Origin of the sequence: Aureibaculum flavum (assembly GCF_016406085.1) — a bacterium.
GTDB classification, from domain to species: domain Bacteria; phylum Bacteroidota; class Bacteroidia; order Flavobacteriales; family Flavobacteriaceae; genus Aureibaculum; species Aureibaculum flavum.
In genome coordinates, this window is record NZ_JAEHFJ010000001.1 from 590,529 (window position 1) to 611,702 (window position 21,174).

Annotated in this window: 19 protein-coding genes; 5 read left to right on the top strand and 14 right to left on the bottom strand. The window is 33.0% G+C overall.

What is annotated here, in order from left to right:
- Window positions 1-227 precede the first annotated feature (227 nt).
- From JBL43_RS02565 to JBL43_RS02585, 5 genes are all read left to right on the top strand, one after another.
- Window positions 228-2,630, top strand: a complete 2,403-nt coding sequence (locus JBL43_RS02565) for an ABC transporter permease (protein ID WP_198839906.1) — start codon at window positions 228-230, stop codon at window positions 2,628-2,630.
- A gap of 82 nt (window positions 2,631-2,712) precedes the next feature.
- Window positions 2,713-5,124, top strand: coding sequence for an FtsX-like permease family protein (locus JBL43_RS02570; protein ID WP_198839907.1), 2,412 nt, complete (start codon window positions 2,713-2,715; stop codon window positions 5,122-5,124).
- An 11-nt stretch (window positions 5,125-5,135) separates the two neighbouring features.
- Window positions 5,136-7,571, top strand: a complete 2,436-nt coding sequence (locus JBL43_RS02575; RefSeq protein WP_198839908.1) for an ABC transporter permease — start codon at window positions 5,136-5,138, stop codon at window positions 7,569-7,571.
- A gap of 9 nt (window positions 7,572-7,580) precedes the next feature.
- Window positions 7,581-10,001, top strand: a complete 2,421-nt coding sequence (locus tag JBL43_RS02580) for an ABC transporter permease (protein WP_198839909.1) — start codon at window positions 7,581-7,583, stop codon at window positions 9,999-10,001.
- Between the two features lie 59 nt (window positions 10,002-10,060).
- A complete protein-coding gene (locus JBL43_RS02585) occupies window positions 10,061-10,723 on the top strand; it encodes an ABC transporter ATP-binding protein (protein WP_198839910.1) in 663 nt (220 codons plus the stop codon).
- Window positions 10,724-10,910: 187 nt separating this feature from the next.
- Here JBL43_RS02585 and JBL43_RS02590 read toward each other — a convergent pair whose 3' ends face one another.
- Genes JBL43_RS02590 through JBL43_RS02655 form a run of 14 tightly spaced genes read right to left on the bottom strand, consistent with a single transcriptional unit; the run spans window position 10,911 to window position 21,160 of the window.
- Window positions 10,911-11,327: an acyl-CoA thioesterase gene (locus JBL43_RS02590; protein ID WP_198839911.1), complete on the bottom strand. Its 417-nt coding sequence runs from the start codon at window positions 11,325-11,327 to the stop codon at window positions 10,911-10,913.
- 22 nt (window positions 11,328-11,349) lie between these two features.
- Window positions 11,350-11,724: a nuclear transport factor 2 family protein gene (locus tag JBL43_RS02595; protein WP_198839912.1), complete on the bottom strand. Its 375-nt coding sequence runs from the start codon at window positions 11,722-11,724 to the stop codon at window positions 11,350-11,352.
- Window positions 11,725-11,732: 8 nt separating this feature from the next.
- Entirely contained in the window at window positions 11,733-12,335 is a 603-nt protein-coding gene (locus tag JBL43_RS02600; protein WP_198839913.1) for a hypothetical protein, read from the bottom strand.
- Between the two features lie 27 nt (window positions 12,336-12,362).
- Entirely contained in the window at window positions 12,363-13,652 is a 1,290-nt protein-coding gene (locus tag JBL43_RS02605; protein ID WP_198839914.1) for an ABC transporter permease, read from the bottom strand.
- The gene (locus tag JBL43_RS02610) at window positions 13,645-14,400 is read right to left on the bottom strand and encodes an ABC transporter ATP-binding protein (RefSeq protein WP_198839915.1); all 756 of its coding nucleotides are present in this window, start codon (window positions 14,398-14,400) and stop codon (window positions 13,645-13,647) included. Before JBL43_RS02610 ends, JBL43_RS02605 begins: the two co-directional genes overlap by 8 nt.
- A gap of 1 nt (window position 14,401) precedes the next feature.
- Complete coding sequence (gene darH, locus JBL43_RS02615; protein ID WP_198839916.1) at window positions 14,402-15,397, bottom strand: BtrH-related acyltransferase DarH; 996 nt, start codon at window positions 15,395-15,397, stop codon at window positions 14,402-14,404.
- The gene (gene DarG / locus JBL43_RS02620; protein ID WP_198839917.1) at window positions 15,394-15,801 is read right to left on the bottom strand and encodes a flexirubin biosynthesis protein DarG; all 408 of its coding nucleotides are present in this window, start codon (window positions 15,799-15,801) and stop codon (window positions 15,394-15,396) included. The genes darH and DarG overlap by 4 nt, the downstream gene beginning before the upstream one ends.
- Entirely contained in the window at window positions 15,788-16,258 is a 471-nt protein-coding gene (locus JBL43_RS02625) for a hotdog family protein (RefSeq protein WP_233098670.1), read from the bottom strand. Before JBL43_RS02625 ends, DarG begins: the two co-directional genes overlap by 14 nt.
- On the bottom strand, window positions 16,259-16,684 hold the full coding sequence (locus JBL43_RS02630) for a hotdog family protein (RefSeq protein ID WP_198839918.1): 426 nt from the start codon (window positions 16,682-16,684) through the stop codon (window positions 16,259-16,261). It abuts the gene before it with no gap.
- A gap of 1 nt (window position 16,685) precedes the next feature.
- Window positions 16,686-17,819, bottom strand: a complete 1,134-nt coding sequence (gene darB, locus JBL43_RS02635) for a dialkylresorcinol biosynthesis protein DarB (RefSeq protein ID WP_198839919.1) — start codon at window positions 17,817-17,819, stop codon at window positions 16,686-16,688.
- Window positions 17,820-17,858: 39 nt separating this feature from the next.
- Window positions 17,859-18,797, bottom strand: coding sequence for a dialkylrecorsinol condensing enzyme DarA (locus JBL43_RS02640; protein ID WP_198839920.1), 939 nt, complete (start codon window positions 18,795-18,797; stop codon window positions 17,859-17,861).
- A gap of 1 nt (window position 18,798) precedes the next feature.
- On the bottom strand, window positions 18,799-19,677 hold the full coding sequence (locus tag JBL43_RS02645; RefSeq protein ID WP_198839921.1) for a lysophospholipid acyltransferase family protein: 879 nt from the start codon (window positions 19,675-19,677) through the stop codon (window positions 18,799-18,801).
- Between the two features lie 11 nt (window positions 19,678-19,688).
- The gene (locus JBL43_RS02650; protein ID WP_117883535.1) at window positions 19,689-19,931 is read right to left on the bottom strand and encodes a phosphopantetheine-binding protein; all 243 of its coding nucleotides are present in this window, start codon (window positions 19,929-19,931) and stop codon (window positions 19,689-19,691) included.
- 11 nt (window positions 19,932-19,942) lie between these two features.
- A complete protein-coding gene (locus JBL43_RS02655) occupies window positions 19,943-21,160 on the bottom strand; it encodes a beta-ketoacyl-[acyl-carrier-protein] synthase family protein (RefSeq protein WP_198839922.1) in 1,218 nt (405 codons plus the stop codon).
- Window positions 21,161-21,174: the final 14 nt, after the last annotated feature.

The following is a 21,174-nucleotide window of genomic DNA, read 5'->3' on the forward strand; positions in this document are numbered from 1 at the left end:
ATTGAAATAACTCAAAATAATTGTAAAAATATTGGACACTTACTGTAAAATAATTTTACATTTTAAATAATAATTTAAAACTTAATTCACTGTAAAAAACTAACATACAGATAATTAAATATTTGGCACAACTATAGGTATAACAAATTTAGAATACTTAAAGCGACAATTTTAAAATTGCCTGCCCTTTTAAAAAAGTTCTATTGTCATTAAAAAAACAATTACTCATGTTTAAAAACTATCTAAAAATTGCCTGGAGAAATTTAGCCAAAAATAAAGGATACTCTGCCATAAATATTGGAGGACTAGCCTTAGGTATAGCGGTAACCATAATTATTGGATTATGGGTTCAGAGCGAGCTTTCCTATGACAATCATTTTGAAAATAAAGATAAAATAGCCATTGTATTCCAATCCCAAACATTTAATGGTAATACGGGCACTGGACCTGCAATTCCGAGACCTTTGGAAAAAGCACTAAGAGATGATTATAGTAGCAATTTTAAATATTTAATAATGTCGTCATGGACAAATAAAGTGTATCTAAAATATAAAGAAACCAGTCTTTATAAGTCTGGAAATTATATGCAAAGAGACGCTCCTGAATTATTAAATTTAGAAATTATAAAAGGAGAAAAAGATGGTCTAAGAGAAATAAATTCCATCATGCTATCTGAGTCAATTGCAAACGCCCTTTTTGGAACTGAAGATCCTATTGGTAAAGTAGTAAAAGTTAGAAATCAGGATGATTTAGTGGTTTCCAGTGTCTACAAAGACATTCCTTTTAATACTACTTTTAACGATACGTACTATATCATTCCATGGGAACAATATTTGGCTTCAAGAGAATGGGTACGAAATTCAGAAGATGAATGGGGCAATAACTCTTTTCAGATGTTTGTACAAGTGGCTGATAATGTTGATATGGATAAAGTATCTACTACTATTAAAGATGTAAAGAAAACATTAAACGAAGACACAGCAGCGTTCAATCCTCAATTGTTTCTATTTCCTATGAAAGATTGGTATTTAAGAAACAGCTTTAAAAATGGAGAAAACGATGGAGGTGGCCGAATAAAATATGTTTGGTTATTTGCTATTATTGGAGCTTTTGTACTATTATTAGCATGTATTAATTTTATGAATCTAAGCACCGCTCGTTCAGAAAAAAGAGCCAAGGAAGTAGGTATCAGAAAATCAATTGGCTCTCAAAAAGGACAGTTGATATACCAATTTTTAAGTGAGTCTTTTTTGGTGGTAGTGCTGGCTTTTTTGGTATCATTATTAATTATTTTAATCTCTTTGAACGGATTTAATGACCTAGCAAAAAAAGAGATACTATTTCCGTGGAGCAATGTTAACTTTTGGCTTATATCTTTAGCTTTTATTCTTTTCACAACATTATTGGCAGGTAGTTATCCTGCACTCTACCTATCTTCTTTCAAGCCTATAGATGTATTAAAAGGAACTTTTAAAACTGGAAAACATGCAGGTTTACCCAGAAAGATTTTGGTAGTGGTACAATTTACAGTTTCTGTTGCTTTTATTATAGGGACTGTAATTGTTATGCAACAGATAAATTATGCTAAAAACAGGCCTGTAGGTTACGACAAAGAAGGCTTGGTTCAAATTCCGACATACAGTCAAGACTTTGAGGGTAAATATGATTTAATGCGAAGCGAATTTTTAAATTCTGGTGCTGTAATTGAAATGTCAGCCTCCAGTAGTCCTACTACTCAAATATGGTCAAACAGAAGTGGATATACCTGGGATGGCAAACCTGTGGGATTTCAAGAAGATCTTGCTTACACAGAAGTCACCTATGAATATGCTAAATCTATTAATCTGAAAATTATAGAGGGACGAGATTTTGCACGTGAATTTGCTACCGATTCTAATGCTATTTTAATTAATCAAACCGCTGTAAAATATTTAGGACTTACAAATCCGGTAGGTAAATTTCTGAGAGATGATAGTGAAGAAAATCCTAATCCACCATTGAAAATAATCGGTGTAGTTCAAGATATGATTACGTCATCACCTTATGAACCTGTTAAGCAAGGCGTATATGTTTTTGACAAGCACGGCAATTCTAGTTATTATAATTTAAGATTAAACCCGAAACAAAGTGCCAGTAAAAATTTAGTAACCATTGAAAAAGTCTTCAAAGAACATTTTCCTGACATTCCTTTTCAGTATGATTTTGTAGATGCAGAATATGGTGAAAAATTTGCTTCTGAAGAACGCATTGGTACATTATCAGGCGTCTTTACAGGGCTAGCTATTCTTATCAGTTGTTTGGGACTTTTCGGTTTAACATCATTTGTGGCGGAACAACGCACCAAAGAAATCGGCGTTCGTAAAGTCTTGGGGGCTACAATTTTTAACGTATGGAACATGTTATCTAAAGACTTTTTAAAATTGGTTATTATTTCCTGTTTTATTGCCATCCCTATAGCATATTATGTAATGAACGGATGGTTAGAGGCATATCCGTATCGTGTAACCCTAAAATGGTGGATTTTCGTATTGGCAATACTAGGTGCATTATTGGTTACCATACTAACCGTAAGTTTTCAAGCCATAAAAGCAGCAAAAGCGAATCCTGTTAAGAGTTTACGAACGGAATAGTCAAGTCCGTTCAAGACAAAAAAATATTGATAAAATTGAAATATTTTCCACCTTCGTGGGAATGACATAAAGACTAAATATTATGTTTAAAAATTATCTAAAAATAGCGTGGAGGGGTATCAAAAAAGACAAACTTTTTGCCTCTATAAAAATAGGTGGTTTTGCCGTTGGTATTGCCGCTTGTTTGCTTATTTCACTCTTTATAATAGATGAGCAGAGTTATGATAAGTATTATAAAAGTGAAGATCAAATTTTCAGAGTATTAGTTGAGTTCCCTAATGATGGAGAGCTACTAAAAAGTGTGCATTTTCAATTACCATTTGCAGAACAATTACAAAGTGACTATCCTGAAATAGAACTGGCCGGAAAATATAATGCAGGAGAACTATTTGGTGCTGGTAAAAAAACCATACAACTACATGGTGAGTCTCAAAATTATAATGATGACGGTTTTATTTTCGCAAGTCAAGGGTTATTAGAAGTATTAGAAATAGCTTTTACGCAAGGAGTAGTGAAAGGTGCCTTAACAAACCCTAACAGTTTGGTAATTTCTAATGAAAAAGCCTTAAAATATTTTCCAAATGGGAATGCTGTTGGTCAGACCATTATTCTAGACGGTAACACTAAAAATCCGTATAAAATTACTGGTGTAATGGCCAAGCGTAGTTTTAAATCACATTTTCATTACGATTTTCTAATGACTATTGATGATGATCAGATGAATTGGATAAATAACAATTATCTCACTTACGTTAAAACTTCAAAAAATGCAGATATAACTGCCCTTGAGAATAAAATGTACTCCATTATCACCAATCATATGATACCTGCATTAAAAAAACGAGGGTATAATACACATTTGGAAACATTACAAAAAGCTAAGTTCATATTACAACCAGTAGCTGACATCCATTTAAAAACTGATTCTGAATTGTTTGATCATCTTAGTCATGGTGATATCAGATTTGTATGGTTATTTGCAGCTATTGCAGGATTTATATTACTTTTAGCATGTATCAATTTTATCAATTTATCAACGGCTAAATCAGCCAATAGAGCTAAGGAAGTTGGCTTACGTAAAACCGTTGGTGCTTTTAGAAATAGTTTGGTATCCCAATTTCTATCAGAGTCAATTTTATTCAGTTTAATATCGTTTGTAATCGGTGTGTTTCTCGCATGGTTATTATTACCAATATTCAATTCAATAGCTCTTAAAACTATAGAAATGCCTTGGAATACTTGGTGGTTTATTCCAACAATACTGACTTCTGCCCTATTAGTAGGATTAATCGCAGGACTCTATCCTGCCTTTTATTTATCTTCATTTAAACCTGCTTTAGTTTTAAAAGGAAATATGAATATTGGTGGTAAAAGCGTGAGACTCCGCAGTAGTCTTGTCGTATTTCAGTTTGCCACTTCTGTAATTTTAATCATTGGAACCCTTGTTATTTACAAACAGATGGATTTTGTATTAACCAAAGAATTAGGATATGAAAAAGAACAAGTTTTAGTAATAGAAGGTACTTCTGTCCTAGACAGTAAAGCAGAAAATTTTAAAGAACAGCTTTTGCAATTACCATCCGTAAAGTTAGTAACCAAAAGTAATTATTTACCAATTGAAGGAACCAAAAGAAATGGAAATACATTTAGAAAATCGGGAGTAGGTAATGAACAACAGGGAGTACCTTCACAAATTTGGCGAGTAGACTATGACTATATTAAAACACTAGGAATAAAGCTCATAGAAGGGCGTGACTTTTCGAAAAAATTCGCTTCAGATTCAATAAACTCAATTATTATAAATAAAAAAATGGCGAGTGCCCTTGGTTTAGACACACCACTTGGAAAACAAATCTCTAATGGTTCTAATTGGACCATTGTAGGCGTGGTGGACGACTTTCACTATAGATCGTTGAAGGATGACATTGAACCTTTAGCTCTTGTTATTGGAAATGACATTGGTGCATTTTCAGTTAAACTAGATTCAGAGAATATTACTGAAGTTTTGAGCTCTATAAGTTCTGTTTGGACTAAAAATGTGCCTAACCAAGCATTTAACTATAGCTTTTTAGATCAGAAATTCGCACAGATGCATGAAGACGTGAAGCGTATGGGGAAAATATTTAATAGTTTTGCTCTTTTCGCCATATTCGTAGCCTGTCTAGGCTTATTCGGACTCTCTGCTTTTATGATAGAACAACGTAAAAAAGAAATCAGTATCAGATTAGTTTTAGGTGCCCCTTTTAAAAGCATATATAAACTTTTAACTTTAGATTTTTTAAAATTAATTTTCATCGCCATACTTATTGCGATACCTATTGGATGGTACATGATGAACAAATGGCTTGAAGATTTTGTATATAAAATAGATATTGGGTGGGAACTGTTTTTAGGAGCAGGTATTATTGCCTTACTTATTGCAATTTTGACTATTAGTTACCAATCTATCGGAGCCGCCCTGATAAAACCCTTAAAAAGTTTACGAAAGGAATAAAACTAAATAAAATGTTTAAAAATTATTTAAAAATAGCATGGCGAAGTTTGCAAAAACACAAGCTCTTCGCAGCAATTAACATTGTTGGATTGGCCATTGGCCTAAGTGCATCTTTTGTAATTGGAGCTATCATTTATTACGATTTTACTTTTGATAAATTTCATTCCGATGGCGATCGTATATACCGTATTACAAGCGATTTTTATTCTCCAGATGGAACCTTTTATAATCCAGGCGTAGCGGTTCCCTTAGGAACCACTTTAAAGGAAAACACACCCGGTTTAGATGTTGTTGCTCCAATTTTCACAACTTATCCGCTTCACATTAAAAACGTTGATGACGACAAACTATTTAAAAATCCAAAATTTGTAATTTATACTGATGGTGATTATTTTAAGTTGTTTAACTACAAGTGGCTTGCTGGTTCTCAATTATCTGTATTAGAAAACCCTAATGAATTGGTGTTGACGGAAAACAGGGCAAGGAAATATTTTCCAAATACTGAACTGAATGATATTATTGGTAAAGACCTTATTTATAACGATACCATTCCCGTTAAATTAACGGGTATAGTTGCTAATTTTGAAGAACGTACAGATATGGTTTTTGAAGAATTTATTTCTCTCAAAACAGCGAATCAATCGGACATGACCAGTTCAATAAAAGATAGCAATTGGAACAACACAAACTCCGCATCGCAATTGTTTGTTAAACTATCAAAAAACACAAAACTTAGTAATGTCCAATTGGTATTAGACCAACTTGCCGTGGATCACAAAGATCCAGATGAAGCCGCCTTTGGACAAGATAGAAAATTCCATTTACAACCATTGAGCGACTTACATTTTAATACAAATTATTACACTTTTGATTTTAGTGAAGGACAAGCAAGTAAGTCTGTTTTGATGAATTTAGCTTACATCGCTTTATTTTTACTTTTACTAGCTTGTATTAATTTCATCAATTTAAATACTGCCCAAGCAACACAACGGGCAAAAGAAATTGGAATTCGAAAAACATTAGGGAGCTCTAAAAAACAATTAATTATTCAATTTTTAAGTGAGACTTTTTTACTTACAATCTTTGCGGCTCTGGTTTCATTATTCCTTTCATTTTGGCTGTTACAAGTATTTTCTGACTATATACCTAAAGGGATCAGTTTTGAATTATTTTCAGATCCATTAATTATAGTATTGATGCTTCTGTTATTAATCGTAATCACTTTTTTGTCAGGCTTCTACCCTGCTCTGGTCCTATCACAATTCAAACCTATAGCCGTTTTAAAAAGTCAAATTTCACATAAAAGTGACAACGCTTCATTACGAAAATACTTAACTGTATTTCAGTTTGTTATTGCACAAATTTTCATTATTGCGACCCTCCTCGTAAGCAAACAAATTCACTTTTTGACTTCAAAAGACATGGGTTTTAAAACAGAAGCAGTGGCTTCTATTAGAACTCCATGGGAAAGTCCTGAGATAGAAAAACGCAAGTTATTATCGAATAAAATTAAGGCACTACCAATGATACAAGCTGTAAGTTTAAGCGGTAATACACCGGCTTCCTTCAGCACAAGCTCAACCAATGCCACATTTACTAATGGGGAAACGCAAATTAATACACCTTTACAGTTATTATATGGCGATCAAAACTATTTAAAATTATATGACATTGAAATTTTGGCTGGTAGAAACCAATTGAATGACAGTATAAGTGAGTATGTTATTAATGAAGCATATATGAAAAAATTGGGGTTTGAAAATCCACTTGACGCTTTAAATAAATCTGTTAAAACTGGAGATGAATCACATCTCATTGTTGGCGTAATGAAAGATTTTAATCAACGATCATTAAAAACGGGAATAGAACCAATGGCATTTTTGGGAGCAAATGTGTCACGTTTTAACACCATTCATTTTTCCTTTCTGACTAAAAATTCTGATAAATGGTCACAAAGTATTTCTGACATGGAAAATGTTTGGAAATCTATATATCCCGATTCGGAGTTCAAATTGACTTTTATGGATGAAACCATAAAACGTTTTTACAAACAAGAACAGAAAACATCCGTTTTATTAAACTGGGCAACCGGATTATCTATTTTAATAAGCTGCTTAGGATTATTAGGTTTAGTTATTCACACTACACAACGAAGAACCAAAGAAATTGGTATAAGAAAAGTATTGGGAGCATCACTAACCCAATTGAACTTTTTATTATGTAAAGAATTTATACTCCTTGTAATTATAGCATTTGCAATTGCTGCACCTGTTGCTTGGTATGGTTTACACAACTGGCTAGAAGGCTTTACTTACAAAACGAGTATGAGTTGGTGGGTGTTTTTAATAAGTGGGGTCATTATGATTTTAGTTGCGATCCTCATCATGAGTATTAAAACTTTATCAGCTGCTAATAGTAATCCTGTAGAAAGTTTAAAAACAGAATAAAAAAATATTATGTACAAACTATACTTTAAAATTGCATTACGATACTTACTTAAAAACAAGCTGTATTCGTTTATCAACATTGCTGGCTTAGCCATTGGTATTGCCTCCTTTATACTCATCATGCTTTACGTAAATTACGAAATGAGTTATGACAAGTTTGAGGGGTCAGAGAATGTATATCGCGTCTTTATGGATGCCAAAGAAGGAGATACTTTCGAGCCTTCAGATGCACAAACTGCAAATCTTATTGGCCCAACTTTAAAACGGGAATTCCCTGAAGTTAAAGAGCAAGTTCGATTGTATCGTTTTGAAAAGATTACTTTTAAAAGAGGCGAAAAAGTATTTGAATCCAACAAAGGGGCATTGGCAGATGCTACCTATTTTAAAATTTTCAACTATCCTTTATTAAAAGGGGCAAAAGAAACTGCTTTAGCAACTCCCAATACTATCGTGTTAACCAAAGATTTCTCAAAAAAAATATTTGGAAATGAAGATCCTATAGATAAAACCATTTCTGCCTTTTACAATGGAGAAGAAGTACTATTAACAGTTAAAGGTATTCTAAAAAACATACCCGATAACACCCATATGAAAACCAATTTTTTTATCTCTATGGAGACTTTTGCAAATTGGTGGGCATCAGATGATCAGGTAGCACCAAACTGGGGACATTGCAATTTTTTCACCTATTTAAATGTGGATAAGAAAGCGAACTACAGCTTACTTAAAAATAAGGTAATTGCCTCTGACTTTGAAGATGACCCCGATGAAAGGTACAATATAGAACCTCTGGAAAGCATTCACTTGTATTCAGATAAACCTTATGAAGCTGAAGCGAATGGCAGTCTCAGCAGAATTAAATTTCTGACTGCAATTGCGTTTATAATTCTCGTTTTATCATGGCTTAATTATGTGAACCTTTCTACTACAAAATCGTTAGAAAGAGCAAAAGAAGTAGGTATTCGTAAAGTTGCGGGTGCACAAAGAATACAACTCATTTTTCAATCTTTATCTGAATCGATCATTCTAAATTGTATTGCCATTGTACTAGCTGTCGTATTAACGATTTTTATGCTTTCTGTTTACAATAGTGTAACGGGTAGCCAATTAATATTACAATCTTCAATGATTACTCAGTTTTTACCTATTATCGGGATTCTTGTATTAGGTATAGTACTTGCTGGATTATATCCTGCAATTTTACTAAGTGGCTACTCCCCTTCTAAGGCTTTAAAAGGCAAAGTAAGAACATCGGCTAGCGGTTTAAATATTCGTAAAGGGTTGATTATTCTCCAATTTATGGCCACCATTATATTGTTGATTGGCACCATAGTCGTAACGAAACAAATTGATTTTTTACAAAAACAACCCATTGGAGCCAATTTGAATGAAACCATTAGTTTTCAAGGCGAATTTCTTTCTCAATTATCCGACTCGTTGGTCAAAGACAAATACAAAACACTTGAAAATGAACTAAAAGCATTTCCATTTGTAACTGCCGTTGCCAGAACACAAACGTATCCCGGTGGAGGTTTTGACGAATTAAATTCTTTCGTTGGTCTTACCTACCCTAATGGAACCGAAGACAGCAGGAAAACCTTTTACGGCTATGCCACACAACCTGAATATTTTGATTTATTAGATATCAAGTTTCTTGGCGGAAGTACTTTCACTAATAATGCAGCGGGTCAAAGTAGATCAATCATTATTAATGAATCCGCAATGCGAGAAATGGAAATTGCAACGCCAAGTGAGGCCATTGGGAAGGTTGCCACATTCTTCGGTATCAATTGGACAATTTCTGGTGTAGTAGAAAACTATCATCATTTTGGATTGAAAAGCTCAGTGTTACCAATGATTATAATACATGATACAAGCAGTAATAATTTATTAGTAAAATTTAATAACAAGCTGTCTTCTAATTCAGGTTATACGGCGGCTATTACTGATATTGAAAATAAATGGAAACAAGTTTTTCCGCAAAGCACTTTTAATTATACTTTTTTAGACAAGAAGTTTGAAGCACAATACAATGAAGATAAAAAGTTCAGCTCTGCCTTTCAAATTTTCACTATTCTTGCTATCTTAATTGCTTCCATGGGGCTTTTTGGATTGACCTCTTATACGTGTATACAGCGTAAAAAAGAAATAGGGATCCGTAAAGTAAATGGTGCAACTATTGGTCAAATACTAAAATTGTTAAATCAAGATTTCGTAAAATGGGTTGGAATTGCATTTATAATCGCCGTACCAATTTCGTATTATGCCATGAACAAATGGTTGGAAGGTTTTGCTTTTAAAACAACCATCAGTTGGTGGATATTTGCCTTAGCAGGAATTTCCGCACTTTTGATTGCTTTACTAACCGTTAGTTGGCAAAGTTTTAGAGCAGCAGTGGCCAATCCTGTCGAAGCTTTGAAGGATGAATAAAATTCACGAAAATAAAACAGATTTCTCATATTTCGAGATGACATAAAAAAGATAAAACAATGCTACTACAACTAAACAAAATTTTTAAATGGGTAAATTCAGGAGGACAACGCGTCTTCTTGCTAAAAGATTTCAACTTAGAAGTTGAAGAAGGAGAATTCATTTCTATAATGGGACCATCGGGTTCGGGTAAATCTACATTGCTTAATATTATTGGAATGTTAGACAATTTTGATGAAGGTGAATACAACTTTATGGATGAATCAGTACATACATTAAAGGAAAAACACCGAGCGAACTTATACAAACAGTACATTGGTTTTGTTTTTCAAGCCTATCATTTAATTGATGAATTGACTGTTTATGAAAACTTAGAAATGCCCTTATTGTATAAAAAAATAAGTAGTTCTGAACGCAAAGCTCTTGTTGCTGATATGCTAGACCGATTTAATATTGTGGGTAAACAAAAATTATTTCCTATGCAGTTAAGTGGTGGTCAACAACAATTGGTTGGTGTTGCCCGTGCATTAATAGGGAGTCCGAAATTGATATTAGCTGATGAACCTACAGGAAATTTGAACTCCAAACAAGGAGAAGAAATTATGGAAATTTTTAAGCAATTAAATAAAGAAGGGGTAACCATTATTCAAGTAACACATTCTGAAAAAAATGCAGCATACGGTTCTCGAATTATTAATTTATTGGATGGTAGAATGGTTTAGGTTATTGTGAAATAAGTTGTTCAATAAGTAGATTTCAACTTTAGCCTGTCTTAAGCGAAGTCGTAAGATTCAACCTAACATTCAGATACCCCACTTTGTCAGATAAAAAGCGTCGGGAGACGAATTTTGGTTAAAAAAGTAAAAATACACTATGGGATCAGATAATATATATAACCCAAATACAACTCTAAATTAACCCAACTTTACGTTTCCAATCTTCAAAGAATTTAGGAGCAGTTAAAGCCAAGTCACCATTATCATCTGTAAAAACCTGAATGGTTTCACCCATACAGACAATCTTACCTTCGGGATTAAATATTTTATAGGTGAAGATCATTTTTGCCGCTGGTGAATCTACAAAAGTGGTTTCTATGGTAGCAATATCACCATATTTTAACGGTAATTTATGCTCACAAGAAGATTTTACTATCGGGGTTGCAAAACCATTTGCTTTTACATCTAAATATGAAATACCATGTGACCTTCCGAATGCCTCTCTACCGTCTTCAAAATAGGTAATATAATTACCATGCCATACAATACCAAGGGGATCTGTTTCATTAAACCGAATGCGTATTTCTGACGTGTAAGTTATTTTTTTCATTGACTAATGGATTGCAGCAAATTTAATACATTTTATTTTCGTTTGCTGAAGTTTTAGGTATTTGCTGAATAGCATCCCAGTGTTCAACAATTTTTGCGTTGGCATCAAATCTAAAAAAATCCATGGTAACGTACGCATCATTATCAGGCCATATTTGATGTGTATGTAATGCAACCAAATCATTTTCAGAGATTACGCGAACAAATTCAATTGATTTCTCAGGATATTCTTTTTGCATACGTTCAAAATATTCTATAAAACCCTCCGTGCCATTTGCCACATCAGGATTATGTTGAATGTATGTTGCCCCTACATATAATTCTATAGCTTTTCTTGGATTACCTTCGTATGCCATTTTGTAAAACGCTACCGCATTTTCTTTCATTTTTTCTTTCATAAGATAGTTTAATATTTATATTTCGTTTCAAAATAAATCTGACCATTCAATGGTGTGGAAGTATGGATAGAATATTCATCCTCAACTCTTATTTTTTGAATTTCAAATATTTTGTCACTTGTAATTTCATTCCTATATTTTATTGGAACTACTTTTATTATTCCAAAAAGATAATTATCTCCTCCTCGACAAGTTGTTGCGATATGCAATTCCGTAGGTACAAAGTTTAATTCGTATATCATTTCACCTTCCTCATTATAAAATTTCCAGATTCCAGATCGGTAATAATTAAAAGACCTACATGGACCAGAAGTACAACATCCAATATAAGATCCTAGGCGATAATCACCCTCCATTTTTAAATGTCCATTTTTGTAGTATTCTTTCCAAAAACCAACTTTTAAATCGCTGACTCCATATTTACTCACAGCAACAGCTCCAAAGCCAACGATTGTATCATTAAGCTTAAATTCAACTAAAGAATCTCTTACTGGAAGTCCATTAATGAGTTCTCCATATAATTTATCATCAGAAATATGAATAGCATCTTCTTGACCAAAGAAAGATTGATATTGAAATATAACAAGTAATATGTATAATATTTTTTTCATTGTAAACTTTCGGAAATTTTACTAAAATCAAACTGCCCGCTTGCTTTTATCATACCATACCGAAATTCCTACGGTTATGATAAAAAACAATAATAACAATCCAATATCCGGTAAAATTTCTAAAATTCCACCATTACGAAGTAGCACATCATAAAAAGCATTTAATCCCCAATTCATTGGTGAAATATTTGATATGATTTGCATAAAATTAGGCATTAAAAATACAGGTACCCAAACACCGCCAATAGCGGCTAAAATAACAACCATTGTTGCTCCTAGCGGAGCTGACTGTTCTGGTGTGGTTGATAATGTGCCTAATAAAATACCAAAACCAATCGCTGCCAATCCTGAAAATAAAGCAACTACAAACAAGGTGAAAAAGTTAGAACCAACTTCTAGAGCATGTAAACCTAACATTGGTAATACATATACACCCACTGCCAACATTAATAAAAACTGCACTAAACAGACTATCAAATAGGTAATGGATTTTCCACCCAGCACGGTTAAGTACGAAACTGGATTTGTACGTAACCGCACAAACGTACCTTGATTTTTTTCTTTTACAATATTGATAGATAGTGGAATGACAATAAAAAATATGGCAAAAAGCGTCCACGCAGGCACATTGTGTTGTGTAGAATTGGGTAAGGTTACCCCTTGCCCCTCTTTAGGATTTATTTCTTTAAATGAAACGAAATTATTTTCAGTCAATAATGGATTTTCTTCATTGGGTCCTCCCTCACTTAATTCCGCTTGAAAAGCTTCATAAATAGATTTTGATTCTATTCTAGAAATCATTTTATCTATGTTGCTCATTACTGCATTTTTAAATGATTTTTGAACAGCAGGGTCGAAATACAATTTGATTTCTTTATTTAAGATAACCTCATCGGCAGCTTTAGGCTCATCATCTACGCCAAATTCGCTAAGAATTTTGGCCACATTTTGATTTACTTTTTTATCTAAGTCGGCACTTAAATTTTGTGGAATAATTACAGCAAGTTGATATATTCCTTTCAACACAGCTGTCTTTGCAGTTTCTTCTGTAAAATTATTTTCCGCTTGTTTGGTAACAATTTCAAAGGCATCACTTTTGTTCAGATTTTCTAAAATGGTAGCTGAAATGGCTCCATTATCTTGATCTACAAAAAGAATGGGAATTTTAGCATCATTTATCGTTTTAAACGAACTATCTTGAATTAAAGTAATGGTGATTATCAACACCAACGGCATGACAAAAAGAATAACCAAACCACCCAAATCTCTTGATAAGAGTAACATTTCTTTATATGTAGAACTGATCAGTTTACGCATAATCTCTTAAAGCCTCACCTGTTAATTGAATAAATACATCTTCTAAATTCTGAGCATCATTTGTGTTGTCGATAAGCTCTTTTGGAGTCCCTGAAGTAACAATTGTACCACTATCAATTATAGAAACTTGCGTACAAAAAGTTTCCGCCTCATTTAAATGATGCGATGTATAAACGATTGTAGTACCATTAGCATTTAACATTTTTAAATGCTCAATAATTACATTCTTTGATTGTACATCTACGCCTACTGTGGGCTCGTCTAAAAATAATATTTCTGGTTTATGTAAAATACCTGCTATTAGATTTACACGTCTTTTCATACCTCCAGAAAAAGTGCTCACTTTTTTATTCTTAAATTTTGAAAGTCCTAAATGCTCTAAGCTTTCAACTACTTTAGTTTTTAAATCAGGTCCCGACAATCCATACATTGCACCGAAATACATCAAATTCTCATAAGCAGTTAGCGTAGGATATAAGGCATATTCTTGTGGAACAACACCAATAGCCTGCTTAATATTTTTAGCATTTTCTTTAAATGAGAGTCCGTTAATCTTGATCTTTCCAGCCGTTGGTTTTAGCAAACCACACAACATAGAAATCAACGTGGTTTTACCAGCTCCATTCGGACCTAATAAACCATAAATTTCACCTTTTTCAATGTCTAAATCCAAGTGATGAATGGAGTAATTATCCGCTCCTTTATATTTTTTGGAAACAGTATCGATTTGAATAACAGCGTCAGTCATTTTATATCGCTTTCTTTAATTTTTTAAAGAATACCTCTTCCCTATTGGAAAGGGCTACTAATTGATCGGCTATTTTATTATAAGCATCTAATTCAGAGCTTCTATTTTTATAAATTCGTGAAGCATCAATAGCAAAATCACGCCAAGAATCGCCTATTTCGGTTATTTCCAAGGACAATTCTTTTAATTTTGGTTTTTTTAATAGTACCGCTGCTTCTTGTAAAAAAGCACCGTAAATAAAACGAAACCCACCACCACCAGTACCAATTTCTTCTTGCATTCTAACCAATTGCCCTAAATAATGATTGGCTACTTTTACACCTTTCTTTTCTGGCCATTTTCGAATCAGTTTAGCTATAGTTCGCATACCTCGCACTCCAACATAGGGCACTGGTGCAAGCATATCGCGACATACTGTTTTAATTCCTTTTATTATAGCACTTTCCAATTGTAATTCTTTTGGAAATTCAATAGGATAATACATATGTCCTTTAGGAGCCATAGCTCCTTTGGCAAAACGCACTCTATTTAATTCTTTTTTAGTTAAAGTAGTAGTTGTTTCCATAACGGGATCACTAATTAAATAAGTGTCCTCTTCTTTACCATAAACAACCAAATTATGAGCATTAAAATGAAAACGATACTCGTCTGGAAAATAAGACAAATGATATACGCCAACTTGTAAACCCACTGGATTATCACGTTTTAATTCTGCTTCTAAAGCCTTTTCCGCACTACTTTCGTTTCTGAATTTAAAGCGTTTCACTTTTATCCCTACCCGTTGAGCAAAGCGTTTAAAAATGATACCTGGCATGGGTCTAAAACTCACCACTGGTGCGTGATTCACTTTTAAAAAGGGAATGTATACAAAGAAAAGACCAGAACCAATACCAAATACCATTGGTTCACTGATTTGATATCCTTTATGCTTTAGTAAGTTTGAAACCACTCCATTTTCACAATGTGCAGATTGATGATGTGTAAAGTCTATCTTCATATGTTTTTATCAATATCCTGCAATTGCTCGATGGTAATATCAAAAACATCTGCGTATTTCTGTAATATTTTAGTATTTAATTTTTTAAAAGCCTGAGGCTTAAAATGTCTTTTAACACGCCATTGCCAGAGTCCTACATAACTTGCCAAAATAGGTAAATCCATTTTATTGACTTCCATGTAGTAATCAATTGGACTAGAAGCGTTTGCTTCTACCCTCTTTTTTGCAGCGTCAATTCGTTCTTTAATATCTTGTATGGCATTATCTAAAGCGATCGTTTTCGGATCCCAACCTGTACTGTTTTCTGTAGTATACTCACCATTTTCATCAACGGCATAACAGAGTTCACGAAAATTAGCGGACTCTAAATTACTTTTGTCTTGTGGCACTTCACTTTTTTTCATCTGAAACCTCTTTAATAAATAAGTTCATTACGCATTCTGATAAAACCATATCTGCATTTTCAATTTTACAATTTAAAGCACAAATGCTATATCCATCAGCATCAAATCTGGAAATTAGATTTGCAGTGGTGACAATAGTTTCTTGTAACTGTGGCAATTTAATGATATTAAATGACTTAACACCGCTTATAAAACCGACAAGCTTAGTGTTCTTTCCTTCAACATCCTCCTCATCAAAATAACTTTTACCTACTATAGCCGAACATGTTTGAGCTGCATTTTCTATTAAACCCGATTCCGAAAGTACATTTTCATCCACAAAAACACAATCAGACGTTATCAAAAAATTAGTTTTAACGCACTCATCATCAATAGATAACAACGTATCTACCATTAACATAGGTGTTCTATGTGGTAAAAAGTTTTTAATATCAATATGACTTGAAGTGTTATCCAATTATTTTGCAACTACTGTTTTCATTTCGCTAGTAGCTATTGATTTACCATTTAGTGTAACGTTAATGGCAACTAAAGTTACCCCCATTACTTCGTGTAAAATAGAAGCCGTTGTTTCTAACGTATCATTTAATTGGGGCAAGATAAGAATTTCTACGCTTTTAATTGATCCGATATATCCGGTAGGAGAAGGTTTATCTAGTAAATGGTATTTATACCCGGTGTGCAGTGCAACGGTTTGAGCCATATGCTCTATTAAACCAGGTTCAGTAAAGGTATTATTTTTAGTAAAAATATTGGCATCTGAAATGGTTAAACAAGAAGTAACCTCGCTATCCGTATAATGTAATAGTTTATCAACCATTACAAACGGTGCTTTTTGTGGTATTAAATTAGTTACCGGTATGTTTAATGAATTGTTATTCAAATTAACAAACAGTTAAAAGAGCATAATTATATGCAAATCTTGCACTTTCAGGAACATGTAATAAAATGGTATCCCCTTTATTTAATTTGCCAGAATCTACTAATTCTTCTAACATAATATAAATAGAGGCCGCTCCTACATTTCCTACTTTTTCTAAATTCATAAACCATTTATCCAATGGTACTACAAAATCTTGTTTTACCATTTCTTCATACAATTTATCCTTAAAATAGAAAGATGAAATATGTGGTAAGTAGTAGGTTAAATCTTCAGGTTTCACATTATGCTTGTCTAAAGCATGTTTTAAACTATCAACGCCTTTAACTAAAATATTTTCACTTAGTAATTTTACATCTTGCTTCATGGCGAACAATGATTGTTCACTCCAATCATGAGCTGGAAACTCACTCCAAGGCTTTAATTGGCCATTTTCCAATTTATCGCCACCAGCATACATACATGTATCTAGTTCATGAGCATATGAATATCCTTCAATCCATTCAATTTTTAATGGCTGTTTTCCTTTTGGTTCACTTTCTAATAAAACAGCACCTGCACCATCAGAAAGCATCCAACGTAAAAACTCTTTATTAAAAGCAATTATAGGCTGTTCTTCTAAGGTTTTTAAATGGTTAACTTCTTCTTCAAAAGTATTCGCCATCATCCATGAAGAAGTACGTTCAGAACCAGCACAAACGGCATTGTTTACTTGATGAGCTTTAACCGATAAAAACCCATATTTTAATGCATTCATTCCTGAACAACACGCACCTGAAGGTGAATTTATTTCTAAATTTCTATTCTTTAAAAAGCCATGAACCATTGCGGTGTGCGATGGTAATATTTGATCAGGACTAGAGGTACCACAAGATAATAATTCAATGTCTTTCGTCGTAAAATCTTCATCACAAAGTAGCTCTACAGCTTCCTTGGTTAGTTGTGCATTATTGTGAGTAATTTCACCATTTTCATCAATGGCATAATACCTCGTTTTAATCTTATTATTTCGTAAAACTATACCTTTAGCTTTGGAAGATTTCCCATTTAGAATACCCAATTTTTGTTCCATTTGATCATTGGAAACAGGGGTGTTGGGTAAAAATTTTGCAATTCTAGTTATGTAAACGTCATTCATTCTTTAAAAGTAATATTTTTTAAGGAAACTCCCATTAAATTAAGTATTAGATATACCCTTTAATTTTACAGAAGCATAATATTTTTTATCTCTTTTAATTTTACCTATAAAAGGTAAATAAGTTAGCAAAAATACAATAAAAAGTACTGGTCCAAAGAACCAAATTGCAAATTTTAAGTATTTATCAAAAACCCGAACCCATTTTAATCGTTTTGGGTCTCCAGGCTTGCCTTTTTTAATGATAAAATTAGACCATTTATCAAAAATAACATTGGCTCTTTTGTCCATTGTAATTAAAAATGGTTTTACCACTACGGCTCCAATTTTCAATAAGTTATCTTGTAAAGCTGTAAAATCGTTTTTGATTAAACTTTCTAATATGGGTTTGCCAAACTTAACAGATTCATCTATATCTTTTTGAGAAACCCCTGGTTTTGGAAAAACACCTAAGTATTTTTCTTTTTTACCATTCAACATCCATTTTTCAATAGTGATAACACTAACGTGATTTATATTTCTATCTACCAACGCAATATTACCAACCAATTTCGCTTGGTTTTCAATTAACAAATGTTTCATTTTTTCTTGAGCCTTTATCCACATATTACGACACGCTATAAGTGTTACAACGGGCGTATCTTTTAATATTTTTTTAGCGGATTCCGATTTTAAAAATGAGTTTATGGGTACTGAAGGTGTGAGATACCAAACTTGATATGCAAGTATAACTAAATCGTATTTCTGTGAAAGTATTTCAGGATTTGGTTCTTCCAATTTACTTGGAATTTGTAAAAAAGATTCAGGAAAAACATCATAAAATTTATCTGCTTTCCATGGAAAACCAAATTCTTCAACTGGTTTTATTTGATGATATGAAACGGAAACATTAGTTGATTTTTCCAGTTCCTGTACTACATTTTGAGCAATTTCTAGCAACTGCCCAGACTGTGTGTAATATATTACTAAAACGTTTTTCATATTATTTTTTATCTTCCCAAAAATCGAAATAATTAAACCACTGCAACGGGTATTGTTTTAAAATCCACTCGATACTCTCTGTATAGTTCTGTAACAAACCCTGAGCATCTCTTTTTTTAGCCGTTGCCAATCGCGTATATAAATGATAATGCTTGCTCGTTTCTTTCATAACATAAACAAACGCCACAGGAACTTTTAATCGAGAGGCCAACAAAAAAGGACCCGCTGGAAACTTCGCTTCCTTTCCAAATAATTGCTCTTCTAAAAAACGTGTTCCCTCAAAATATCTATCTCCAGTAAAGCAAATTAATTCATTATTTGCCAATGCGGAATTGATTTCAAAGATATGGGATAAATCTTCCTTTATCAATATTAATTTAATGCTTGATTTTTGTGACACCGACTCTAAATATTCCTTTATATCACTATGCTCTTGATCGGTTGTAACAATATTGATTTGCGAGTTGAAATCAATTTCTTTAAAAAAAAACTCTGCTATTTCAAAATTACCAACATGAGCACTGATTAATATTCCGCCATTTTTATTAGCAATGAGTTGTTTTAAATTATCAATACCATCAAAATCGTAAGTAAATTTATTTCGTAATCCCGATCTAATGGCTACTTTATCAATTATGGTTTGTCCAAATTTATAATAACTTTTATAAACATTGAAGACACTTTTTATTGAGGAATATTTTAACCTTTTTCTAAAATAATTATAGGAAGCTTTTGTGCCTTTGGGAGAAAATATCAAGAAATAAAAAGCAACGAAGTACAAAATAAAATAAGCCGAACGTAAGCCCAGCTTTTTCATAAAAAAAATAAATATTCTATAACCTAAAACGGTACCTCTGGATTTACCTTCCCATTGTGCCATAACAGATTATATTAAGCTAACTTCCGCTCTATTAAATTATAAAAATCATGAAGTTTAATCACGTTTACAAAATCTTCACCAATCAGTTTTACACCGAAATTAGATTCTACAGCAACTACCAGATCAACAAAATCTAAACTATCTAGCTCTAATGTTTCTTTTAAGTTAGCCTCAGGGCTAATTGCATCCTCTTCAACTTCAAATTCATCTATAAGGAAATCATTAATTTTACTAATGATGTCTTCTTTATTCATAACCGTAATAATTAAATCTTTTTAATAATTAATGCCGAGTTTGTTCCGCCAAACCCAAAAGAATTGGACAAAAATACATCAATTTTTTTATCTACAGTCTCTCTAGCAATGTTTAATTTTGCAGCGTCTTCGTCTGGTGTTTTCAAATTAATATTAGGGGCAACAAATGAATGTTGCATCATTAACATTGAATAAACAACTTCACTTGCACCTGCCATCCAACACTCATGACCTGTCATTGATTTTGTAGAACTTATATAAGGACAATTATCACCAAATATATTATAAATTGCTTTCGCCTCATTAGCATCACCTACTGGTGTAGAAGTAGCGTGAGCATTAACATAGTCAATAGTTTTTTTATCTATTTTAGCTTCGTCTATTGCTTTTTGCATGGCTCTGGTAGGACCATCAGCATTGGGCGTTGAAATATGATCTCCATTTGAGGAAAATCCATAACCAATAATTTCACCCAAGATAGGAGCTCCTCTTTTTATTGCTGAATCATAACTTTCTAAAATCACTGTGGCTGCACCACCGCTTGGAACTAAGCCATCTCTTTCTACATCAAAAGGTTTTGATGCTTCTGCAGGATTTTCTTCCTTTATTGAAAACACACCTAAGCCGTCAAAACTAGCCATAGCTAATTTATTTATTTCTTGAGCTCCGCCACAAATTATAGTGTCTTGTAAGCCACTTTTTATTAAATGATAACCAACACCAATAGCATGCGAACCACTAGCACAAGCCGCACTAATTGTAAAATTCACTCCTTTTAACTTGAAAATAGTAGATAAATTCATGTTTACGGTAGAATTCATCGCTTTAAAAATGGCTCCTGACCCCACTAAAGTAGTATCTTTTTTTTCTCTTACGATATCTATAGATTCAATAACTGACCGTGCCGTACTATCATTGCCAAATAAAATACCAACTTCATTAATATCTAAAAAATCTTGTGAAATTCCAGCATTTTTTAAGGCTTCAACGGTTGATAGGTATGCAAATTGAGCTTCTTCGCCCATGCTTATCCGTTGTCTTCTTGAAAGTAGTTTTTTTAAATCGGGTTCTGCAACCATTCCGGTAAGTGCAGAACGGTAACCAAACGCTTTACGTTCGGCATCAAATACAATTCCTGATTTCCCTTTATATAAAGATTCTTTTACTTCGTCTAAATTACTCCCTATACACGAGTAAATACCCATTCCTGTTATAACAACTCTATTCATTTTTCTTTCAGCAA